Genomic DNA, 10355 nt, shown 5'->3' with positions numbered 1-10355 from the left:
AATCTTGGTAGCCAGGTCCATCTCTTCTTCATCGATTCGCCTTAGGCGGCTGCGCACTTCTTCAGGCACCCACTTCTCACCCTCAGTCACGCACTGCAATGCTTCATAGATAGTTTTTGGCGACGCTGATTTAGGAATATAAGCGCTTGCACCATGACCAATTGAGCGACTTATCGTCTCGGCATCTTCACGAGCAGACACGACAGCAACCGGAATTGAAGGAAATTTCTCACGTACTGTCACCAAGCCAAATAGGTCTTGGCTGCCGGGCATATGCAGATCAAGTAGTAAAAGGTCTAGCTCCGGGTCTTCAGCAATGGCTGCCAGAGTCGTCTCCAGGTCAGACGATTCAGTGATCGTAACGTTTTCAAAGTGGGCGTTAATAATTTCTAACAAGGCACTGCGAAAAAGTGGATGATCATCTGCGATATGAAAATGGTACATAAGTTCTCCGAACAGGATTGAATGTCTGTTCAATGTTTATTATTAGAATACGTTCCTTGGAGAACAGCATAGCCTGACTGGTCATAATTTTCGAGGGGTAGATAATGCCTTTCATCTCCCCTCGAGCAACCCTATAGTTATGAGTCAGTGCGGTTCAAACGACCCTCGATCAGCACATCAACTACTGAAGGGTCGTTCAGCGTTGAGGTATCCCCCAAGTTGCCAAAGTCATCTGCAGCAATTTTGCGAAGGATCCTGCGCATGATCTTGCCAGATCGCGTCTTGGGTAAGGCATCGACCCACTGAATCAGCTCAGGAGTCGCAACGGGCCCCATTTCGACTCTCACATGTTGCTTCAGTAACTCCGTTGCATTGGCTGCAAGTTCAACTCCATCCATCGGCGTCACGTAAACATAGATAGCTTCACCTTTGATATCATGTGGATAACCAACAACAGCTGCTTCCGCCACATCAGGATGAGACACCAAAGCACTCTCTAATTCAGCGGTTCCTAAGCGATGACCTGAAACATTCAAGACATCATCAACACGCCCGGTAATCCAGAAATAGCCATCAGCATCTCGCTTGGCACCGTCGCCTGTAAAGTACATATTGTCATGAGTTGAAAAATAGGTTTCGATAAACCGTGCGTGATCATTCCAGATGGTACGAGCCTGCCCCGGCCAGGAGTCCATAATAACCAAATGACCACTCGTTTCACCTTGGAGAATATCACTATTGGTATCTACCAACTCTGCTTGTATACCAAATAGTGGATGACAGGCAGACCCCGGTTTAGATTCTGTTGCATAGGGTAAAGGCGTCATCATCTGACCACCCGTTTCAGTTTGCCACCATGTATCAACAACCGGACATTTGCTATGGCCATACTCAGTATAATACCAACGCCATACCTCCGGGTTAATCGGCTCCCCTACGGTACCAAGAATTCTCAGTGAATCACGTTTACTAGACCCAGTCGCTTCGTCCGCTTTAGCCATTAAGGTACGAATAGCCGTCGGCGCTGTATAGAAAACTGTCACCTTGTGCTGATCAATTACTTCACCAAAGCGCCCCATACTCGGATAATTGGGAACGCCTTCATACATGAGCGTTGTGGCACCATTCGCCAAGGGTCCATAAACGATGTAACTATGGCCGGTAATCCAGCCAACATCTGCCGAGCACCAGAACACATCACCTTCTTTATGGTCGAATGTGTAGTAGTAGGTCGACGTCACATAAGTCAAATATCCACCACTGGAATGCTGTAAACCTTTTGGTTTACCGGTAGAACCAGAGGTATAAAGAATGAACAATGGATCTTCAGCATTTACCGGAACGGCTGTATGCTTGTCAGCTTGCTCAGCCACCAAGCGACGATAGTCAACGTCCCAGTTATGACGAGTTGAACCTGTGTTATGGGTTGTTTCAACAACCAGTACATTTTTGACAGTATTACGTTTGGATATCTCCAGCGCGTCGTCCACACTTGACTTAAGCGGGATAGATTTCCCACCACGCACACCCTCTGTCGCCGTAATCACGACTTTTGCCTCACAATCATCCAGGCGATCTGCTAAAGCTGTTGCCGAAAAACCACCAAATACCACTGAATGAATGGCACCAATACGAGCACACGCCAGCATCGCATACGATGCCTCGGGAATCATAGGCATATACAGTACGACACGGTCACCTTTACCTACTCCCATAGATTCCAGGCCATTAGCCAACTGACACACCTCTCGATGTAAGTCTCGATAGGTAATTGTCTTGCTGTGGCCCGGTTCATCGGCTTCCCAAATTATGGCTGCCTGGTCTGCTCGCGTTTCTAAATGCCTGTCTACACAGTTGTAACAAACATTCAGCTCTCCATCTTCATACCATGAAATATGTAAGTCATCTTTTGCAAATGAGACATCTTTGACTTTGGTGAAGGGTTTATCCCAATACAAGCGCTCAGCTTCTTTTCGCCAGTAGTCTTCATTCTTCTCTATCGACATTTGATACAGGCTCTGATAGCCAACTTTATCGATGTTTGGCACAAAATCACTGGTTGAATTAGAGGTAGTGTAGTTATTCTGGGCAGCTAAGCTCATGACAGGCTCCTTGAAGTCTATGTTACCGAGTAAGTAGATATAACTCTTATTGTCAACATATTCTGGCCGCCGCCAATTAGACCTTGGTCGAGCACTAGACTATGGTCTAAAGCTCTCTGGACAATAAACTAAAGAAATAGCACAACCGACTTCAGTGTTTGTTTCATCAATTGAACAAACAACCCAGACTAGTGATAATGTTCACCCATCAAATGACACTCGCAATAAACTCATACCACAGCTCTCAATTCCACGGTATTTTCGCTCTCATATAAGCATTAGTCTACTTTAGAAAGAATCTTCTTTCTCCGCCTGGTCAAATAGCTTTTGAAGTTCAGAATGATAGGCACCTTGAGAGGAATAATCACTTTCAGGACCTCGCTAAGAAAATATAAAAGCCGTATTTTCCGATACCAGAACAAGCGTGATATCTTCTTTACGGTGAAGTCGTATCCATATTGGAATACCGGCGCAAACTGTTCGTGGTTACCAAACCGACTATATTTAGCCAAGTCAAATGACAAGACCAAATCAGCCCTCTTCAACTGCTCCTTGGTACGCTGATCAATTGCGATATCGATAGCATTCCCCATTATAGCGACCATATCTTTAGGTTCTTGATAGCGACTCACGCCATTCAAATCAACAGCGATAGTAATACCCGCACCCATCTGTTCAAGTGCTGAAACGGGTACGTTTTCAGTGATACCCCCATCAACCAACGACCTACCTTCAATTTCTACCGGCACAAAAATCCCTGGCACTGCCGCTGACGCACACACCGCATCGGCCAAGTTCCCTGATCTTAATATGACCTTCTCACCGGTATGAATATCGGTAGTACAAATCGCCAAAGGAATACGAGCATCCTGTATATCCACATTACCGATATCTTGCAAAATCATCTCGTGAATGGTTTTGGTGGTGAAGATACCTTTGCGTTGAATCGACAAACCGACCATCGAGCTGAAACTCATATCCTCGCCCACTTTCTTGATCTCGTCTATCGACTTACCGAAGGCATAGTAGCTCGCGACTAAAGCCCCAATACTGGTGCCGGAAATATAATCGATCTCTACATTTCGCTCTTCCAGTACCTGCAGCACGCCAATGTGAGCAATACCCTTTGCTGCGCCGCCGCCCAACGCAAGCCCGATACTCTGATTAAAAGGGTTCCATTTCATAAATTAAGTTTCTTATATTTGACCTGAGGCAATTCTAACCAGAGCGAGTTTCATTTACTATGATGTTTATCAGCTTACTAACAAGAATCGATATCCATGTGCACAACCTGCGGCTGCTCTACTCCCTCTCACTCTCATCAACATGAGCATGAGCACGACACTGACTCTAGGCTGATTGAGGTCGAACAAGACCTGCTTGCCAAGAATGATAGCTATGCGGAAAAGAATAGAGCCCTGCTTGCCTCAAATAAAGTGCTCGCTTTAAACTTGGTTTCAAGTCCAGGCTCCGGGAAAACATCCCTACTCACCGCTACGATCGAGCCCCTTAAGGGAAACAAAAGAGTCTGTGTTATTGAAGGCGACCAGCAAACAGATAATGACGCGCAGAGAATCATCGACAGCGGTGCCAAGGCAATTCAAATCAATACTGGAAAAGGCTGCCACCTCGATGCTCATGCGGTTGGACATGCCATGAAAAAGCTTGAGCTGGCAGAGCACGATATTCTTTTTATCGAAAACGTCGGCAACCTCGTTTGCCCCGCTGCTTTCGACTTAGGAGAACATAGCAAGGTCGTGGTCTTATCGGTCACGGAAGGCGAAGATAAACCGCTTAAATACCCTGACATGTTTAAAGCTTCTTCACTTATGCTAATCAATAAGTCTGACCTCCTTCCTTATGTCGATTTTGATGTCGATAAAAGCATCGAATATGCGCGTCGTATCAACCCGGATATTAAGTTTATCGTTCTATCCGCCAAAACAGGCGACGGGATGGAAGAGTGGTTAAGCTGGCTCAATCAACATGCACCAACAAGATAGTGACTCGGCAAGTATTCGCCTGAAAGTAAGCGGGCGAGTACAAGGCCTTGGCTTTCGGCCTTTTGTTTATCGGCTCGCTCACTCGCTTTCACTGACGGGCTCAGTCCGAAATTCCTCCTCGGGCCTTGAAATTGTATTAACCGGGGAACAAGCCCACCTTGATGAATTCCGTAATCAGCTTCTAGCAACAAAGCCCTCTGCGGCTCAGGTGGAGAGTATTGAGCTTGAGCGTATTAGCCCTCAAATCTCAGCCACTAGCTTTTCAATCATAGAGTCAGAAACTGATTCCAATAGCCTATCATTATCGACAAATGCACCAGAAGTATCCCCTGACCTGGCACTGTGTTCCTCTTGTCTAGATGAACTATTTGACACAAATAACCGTCGTTACCTTCACCCTTTTATAAGCTGCACTCAATGTGGACCACGCTACAGCATTATTGCCGATCTGCCCTACGACCGAGACAACACCAGTATGGCAAAGTTCGACATGTGTAGTACCTGTCAGCACGAATATTCCACTCCCTCAAATGCCAAACGCTTCCACTCGCAAACCAATGCCTGCAATGACTGTGGACCACAATTAGCGCTAGTCGATAAGAAAGGTATTCGTTTGCCTCTAGAACAGAATCAGGCACTAATCGATTTTTGCGCCGAACAATTAAAGCAAGGCGCTATTATTGCTATAAAAAGCATCGGTGGTTTCCACTTAATTTGCGATGCCAAAAATTCTGAGAGTATTAAGCGGCTAAGAAAAGTTAAGCAACGCCCTGATAAACCCTTTGCCCTCATGGCCTTGAATACGCCTTCACTTGAGCCCATAGTCGAGCTAGACAGAGCAAGCCTTCACGAGCTGAATTCTTCTCACGCACCGATTGTACTTCTGCCTAAGAAAAGAAGTTTAAAGCCTGACTCTAAGCAAGAAGAGGAAGATTGGCTCGCACCGAACCTAAGTGACTTGGGCTGCATGTTGCCTTATACCCCGCTTCATTATCTAATTTTTCATGCCCTGCTTGGCAGGCCAAAAGGAATAAATTGGCTTGAAGAAGCACAAAACTATCAACTACTCGTGACCAGCGCCAACCTTCCTGATGAACCCATAGTTTATGACAACGACAAGTGTATCGAGCGACTTGCCTCCTTAGCTGACTACGCTTTGCTAAACAACCGGGATATTGTCGCGCCTTCAGATGATTCAGTAATCCAAGCAGGTGAGCCCAAAGCACTAATCAGACGCTCTCGTGGGCTAGTTCCCGCCTCGATAGCTTTGGCAGATCGGCAAGCACACACTCTTGCGTGCGGGGCCCATTTAAAGAATACCTTTTGCTTAACTCAAGGCTATAAAGCCTATATATCGCCCTATCATGGCGAGTTAGACAAGCCAGAAAACTACCTGCGTTTCCAGACTAACATCGCGCATTATCAACACCTTTTTGGCAATAGGATTGATCAATACTGCGCAGACCTTCACCCAGATTATGTAAGTACTCACTTCGCTGAAAAGAACTCGCAGAAAAGCAACTCGCCCCTAATAAAAGTTCAACACCATCACGCTCACCTGACATCCTTACTCGCAGAACAAACAGGCCAAGCAAAACTACCCGCGCTTGCTTTAATACTCGATGGAAATGGCCTGGGAGACGATAATCAAGCCTGGGGTGGTGAGCTATTCTATGTAGACTCGAAGCAGATAGAACGTATCGGACACCTTGAGAAAATAGCGATTCCTGGTGGCGATATCGCCACACGGGAAATCTGGCGAACTGGTGCAAATCTATTGGCAAAAACAAGTAGGGAACAGGCATTCGAAGCTTACGCAGATAGCCTCAAGAATGAGCTCACTAGTCATTTCATTCTGAATGGAACGCACCATTTTACGAGCAGTGCAGGCAGGTGGTTCGATGCAGCCGCCTCAATAATCGGCGTTCGCCAAGAGTGTACTTATGAAGGGCAAGCCGCTGCAGAGTTGGAGTCTTTGGCTCGATCAGCCTCCAGGGACCACGTTCAATCTCTTGTCAAAATCGATGAGAAAAACCAACTCTTACTTAGCCCGCTTCTTCCTTATTTAAGCGCTATGGAGAATAAACCTCAGGCTGCATACTTGTTCCATCGCGAGTTAGTCGATGGTCTCGTTCGTTGGTTAGAGAAATCAAGCAAACAGCGCCAGACTAAAGCGGTCTATTGCTCAGGAGGTTGCTTCCAAAATCGGCTTCTCAGAGAATCGCTTAACGAACACTTAACTTCACAGGGATTTAAGGTATATTTCCCTATCAAGCTGCCCGCCAACGACGGTGGCATCGCTCTGGGTCAAGCTTACTTGAGCCATTGGTAAAATAACTAAGGACTCTCAGCACCATGTGCCTTGCACTTCCGGTAAAAATTGAAACACTTCTCGATGATGAACAAGCGATCGTTGAGCTAAGCGGTGTGAAGACCAAGATTTCGACGGCACTAGTCGAAGATGTCCATGTCGGCGATTATGTTATTTTACATGTTGGTTATGCTCTCAATAAGCTGGATGAAGAAGAGGCCAAACGAACACTAGCGCTCTTTGCACAAGGAGAGGCTGATGAGCGCTAAAACAAAAGCCTCACCAGAGCTAAAGTATATCAGCGAGTTTCGACAAGGCTCACTCGCCAAGAAGCTCTGCCAAAACATTGCCAATGAAGTACAGAGTGATAAACGCTATCGCTTGATGGAATTTTGTGGTGGTCACACGCATACCATTTTTCGCTATGGTATCCCTGACTTACTTCCTGAAAATATCGACTTGCTCCATGGGCCCGGCTGCCCTGTTTGTGTCCTGCCCATTAGCGCGATCGATAATGCTATCTCGCTCGCACTGCAGCCAAATACGATTCTCTGCTCTTATGGTGATATGTTGCGCGTACCCGGCAGCAAAACAATGAGCTTGTTAAAAGCACGCGCCCAAGGAGCTGATGTGCGCATGCTCTACTCGCCGCTCGAAGCACTAACACTGGCTCAAGATAACCCTGGCAAGGATATCGTATTCTTTGCTGTTGGCTTCGAAACGACAACGCCTCCTACAGTTGCTATGCTCGACGCCGCTGTCAAAGCCAATATTAAAAACCTATTTATCTACTGCAACCACGTACTGACACCTCCGGCAATCACCGGTATTCTAGAGCCAGCTAAACAAGCTGGAACTAGAGTACTTGATGGTTTAATTGGCCCAGGCCACGTAAGCGTTATCACTGGTGAACGCCCTTATCTTGAACTTGCCAAACATTACCAGACAGCCATTACCATTTCCGGCTTTGAACCCTTGGACATCCTTCAGTCTATTTTAATGCTTGTTCGCCAAATTAACCGAAACACCTGCCAGGTTGAAAACCAATATACGCGCGCAGTAAGCTTTGAGGGAAACCAGAAAGCACAGGCACTGACCAAGAAGTACCTAGACCTTCGACAGAGTTTCGAATGGCGAGGCCTCGGAGAAATGCCTGACAGCGCTTTAAAGCTGCGAGAGGAATATCAACAATTTGATGCCGAGTATATCTATAAGGATACGTTCGCAAAAAACGGCAATGACATCGCATCTGACAACAAAGCCTGTGAATGCCCTGCCGTTTTGACGGGGCAAAAAAAACCCTACGAATGCAAACTATTTAACAAGCCCTGCACCCCTGAAAACCCGCTTGGCTCATGCATGGTATCATCTGAAGGCGCGTGCGCAGCTTACTATCGCTATCAACCCAACACCCAGTAGACAGAGCCCCGCCAATGACTAACAAAACCTCAAGCACACTGGATTTCAAGGATGGGTTCATCGAGATGGCTCATGGAAGTGGTGGCCGAGCGTCAGCCACATTAATTGATGAACTCTTTTTGCCAGCTTTCGATAATAGCTACCTACAAGAAAAGTCTGATCAAGCAACACTTTCACTACCACAGTCTCGCATTACCATGGCCACCGACAGCCATGTCATCTCCCCTTTATTTTTCCCTGGCGGGAATATCGGTAGTTTAGCGGTGCACGGCACAGTCAATGACGTCTGCATGTCAGGTGCCCAGCCCCTCTACCTAAGTGTTGGCTTTATTCTAGAAGAAGGCTTCCCGCTTTCTGAACTAAAACGCATTGTCGACTCTATGGCTGAGGCAGCCCAAGAGGCTGGGGTTAAAATCGTTACCGGTGATACGAAAGTGGTAGAGCAAGGCCATGGTGACGGTGTTTACATCAACACCACAGGAATAGGCGCATTGCCTGAAGACATCAACTTATCACCTGTGAATATAAAGGCTGGTGACAAAGTCATTATCAGCGGAACCCTGGGAGATCACGGCACCTGCATTATGTCTCAAAGGCAAGGTATGAACTTTTCATCCGCTCTAAAGTCTGATTCACAAGCGCTGAATGATCTGGTTGAAAGCATGCTGGAAGCTGCCCCCGCTATTCGCTGTATGCGCGACCCAACCCGAGGTGGACTCGCTGCGGTTTTACACGAACTATGCCAAGGCAGAGCTTTAGGTATTAGCCTGGAAGAGGCAAACATTCCTATTAAACCTGAAGTCGCCGCAACGGCTGAACTACTAGGCTTAGATCCACTGCATATTGCCAACGAAGGTAAACTTGTTGCAATCTGCCCAGCTGAGCAGACGAAACAACTGCTGCAAGTGATGAAACAACACCCTAAAGGTCGAGATGCTGAAATCATTGGCGAACTAATCAAAGATGAAAACGAGCTGATTCAACTCACTACAAACTTTGGCGGTAAACGCCTGATTGAGTGGCGTTACGCTGACCAATTACCGAGAATTTGCTAGGTAACAGTTCACAACTCAAAAAAGATCTTGTTAATCAAATGTTACACATCGCAAAACTTTTGCTACAGACCCAAGGCATCACCTGTCATATGATTACATCATCGAAGTACGGAACAGCGATTCAGGCCCACGGTTTCGGAAACAGATTTCATGATTTTCTTTGACCCGACTCTTTAGTCGGGTTTTTTATTGGCTGCGATTTATTGCTTTGATGGTTATGTGTGACAAAGTAGTGCCAAAAGCTGACGTTTCTATATCAATAGAGTGCGCCGTGCGCACCAGCGGAGTTTGATCGTCTCCTCCGTAGGCATAGGATCCACCTCTCGCTTGATCAACCTCGTGCTAGCCCTCATGCGAGCCGTGGAAGGCTCTGCCTACAGGCCTGGGGGAATTGGTTTGGCCACCCCTATTTATGTTTGTTTGAGCCACGGAGTTCAGAGGTGCGCATGGCGCACCCTATTAGAGTTGTCAGAGTCTTAAATGCAGACTTTAACGTAGCTCAAGAAGTTCACTTCTTTCTTCTTTAACAAATGCTTTTTAATGAATAACCATAAGGCTCTAACTTGCTTAAGTCGTAGTATCTTGAGAAAACATCCTCTCCAGCTCTTGGCAACCATCTAACTCGCTAAGCAAATAAGACTTCTCTCGCCGGGCCACGTCTAGCCAATGTTCACCTTTAACAGCACCAACTAAAGCGTACAGAAAATTTAGGCTGACTTTATCATTCGAGGCTTTAAGCTTGAGAAATGCTTCAATGGGACCAATCCGATTTAACTCTTCTACAGAACAGACGCCAACAGCAAGCAAGTCCGCTTCGCTTTTTGGACCCAAGCCTTTTAGATCTCTTAAACGCATCATAAACCTACAAACTAAATCGTAGTTTTTGTTTGATCTCTTGCGCCGTGCGCTCAGGCTGTTCTTGCATAAAACAGTGCCCACCCGGCATTTCAATAAAATCGTAATTCAAATTTGCTTCGTGAACTTTTGCTTTAGAGCGTTTCACAAAGGGGTAAGTCCGATC

9 protein-coding genes are annotated in these 10355 nt (G+C 46.4%); 5 read left to right on the top strand and 4 right to left on the bottom strand.

Annotated elements, in window-relative coordinates:
• The 3 genes from A3735_RS12640 to A3735_RS12630 all read right to left on the bottom strand — a co-directional run.
• The coding region (locus tag A3735_RS12640) for a response regulator transcription factor (protein WP_068638134.1) at positions 1 to 444 on the bottom strand (444 nt) is incomplete at its 3' end.
• Positions 445 to 581: 137 nt separating this feature from the next.
• A complete protein-coding gene (gene acs, locus A3735_RS12635) occupies positions 582 to 2546 on the bottom strand; it encodes an acetate--CoA ligase (RefSeq protein ID WP_068554348.1) in 1965 nt (654 codons plus the stop codon).
• Positions 2547 to 2824: 278 nt separating this feature from the next.
• Entirely contained in the window at positions 2825 to 3730 is a 906-nt protein-coding gene (locus A3735_RS12630) for a patatin-like phospholipase family protein (protein ID WP_068554350.1), read from the bottom strand.
• 96 nt (positions 3731 to 3826) lie between these two features.
• Here A3735_RS12630 and hypB point away from each other — a divergent pair, with 96 nt between their 5' ends.
• From hypB to hypE, 5 genes are read left to right on the top strand one after another with little or no spacing between them, the layout of a single operon-like run.
• A complete protein-coding gene (hypB, locus tag A3735_RS12625; RefSeq protein ID WP_068554351.1) occupies positions 3827 to 4549 on the top strand; it encodes a hydrogenase nickel incorporation protein HypB in 723 nt (240 codons plus the stop codon).
• Positions 4533 to 6881, top strand: a complete 2349-nt coding sequence (gene hypF / locus A3735_RS12620) for a carbamoyltransferase HypF (protein ID WP_068554355.1) — start codon at positions 4533 to 4535, stop codon at positions 6879 to 6881. Before hypB ends, hypF begins: the two co-directional genes overlap by 17 nt.
• A gap of 23 nt (positions 6882 to 6904) precedes the next feature.
• Complete coding sequence (locus A3735_RS12615; protein ID WP_068554170.1) at positions 6905 to 7129, top strand: HypC/HybG/HupF family hydrogenase formation chaperone; 225 nt, start codon at positions 6905 to 6907, stop codon at positions 7127 to 7129.
• Positions 7119 to 8279 carry a hydrogenase formation protein HypD gene (gene hypD, locus A3735_RS12610; RefSeq protein ID WP_068511833.1) on the top strand — a complete coding sequence of 387 codons (1161 nt, stop codon included), beginning with the start codon at positions 7119 to 7121 and terminating at the stop codon, positions 8277 to 8279. Before A3735_RS12615 ends, hypD begins: the two co-directional genes overlap by 11 nt.
• A gap of 14 nt (positions 8280 to 8293) precedes the next feature.
• The gene (gene hypE, locus A3735_RS12605) at positions 8294 to 9334 is read left to right on the top strand and encodes a hydrogenase expression/formation protein HypE (RefSeq protein WP_068554356.1); all 1041 of its coding nucleotides are present in this window, start codon (positions 8294 to 8296) and stop codon (positions 9332 to 9334) included.
• A 567-nt stretch (positions 9335 to 9901) separates the two neighbouring features.
• On the opposite strand, the gene A3735_RS12600 is transcribed toward hypE, so the two are convergent.
• Complete coding sequence (locus tag A3735_RS12600) at positions 9902 to 10192, bottom strand: TfoX/Sxy family protein (RefSeq protein ID WP_082865380.1); 291 nt, start codon at positions 10190 to 10192, stop codon at positions 9902 to 9904.
• Positions 10193 to 10355 lie beyond the last annotated feature (163 nt).

Source organism: Oleiphilus sp. HI0061, assembly GCF_001635675.1.
The sequence above is the reverse complement of the archived record's forward strand: the minus strand, read 5'-3'. Positions and strand labels throughout refer to the sequence as shown.

What these genes read in the sequence shown, in the direction of transcription:
- hypF (WP_068554355.1), top strand. Translation starts at nt 4,533, where the DNA reads ATGCACCAACAAGATAGTGACTCGGCAAGTATTCGCCTGAAAGTAAGC.
- A3735_RS12600 (WP_082865380.1), bottom strand. Translation starts at nt 10,192, where the DNA reads ATGATGCGTTTAAGAGATCTAAAAGGCTTGGGTCCAAAAAGCGAAGCG.
- A3735_RS12630 (WP_068554350.1), bottom strand. Translation starts at nt 3,730, where the DNA reads ATGAAATGGAACCCTTTTAATCAGAGTATCGGGCTTGCGTTGGGCGGC.
- hypE (WP_068554356.1), top strand. Translation starts at nt 8,294, where the DNA reads ATGACTAACAAAACCTCAAGCACACTGGATTTCAAGGATGGGTTCATC.
- hypD (WP_068511833.1), top strand. Translation starts at nt 7,119, where the DNA reads ATGAGCGCTAAAACAAAAGCCTCACCAGAGCTAAAGTATATCAGCGAG.
- hypB (WP_068554351.1), top strand. Translation starts at nt 3,827, where the DNA reads ATGTGCACAACCTGCGGCTGCTCTACTCCCTCTCACTCTCATCAACAT.
- A3735_RS12615 (WP_068554170.1), top strand. Translation starts at nt 6,905, where the DNA reads ATGTGCCTTGCACTTCCGGTAAAAATTGAAACACTTCTCGATGATGAA.
- acs (WP_068554348.1), bottom strand. Translation starts at nt 2,546, where the DNA reads ATGAGCTTAGCTGCCCAGAATAACTACACTACCTCTAATTCAACCAGT.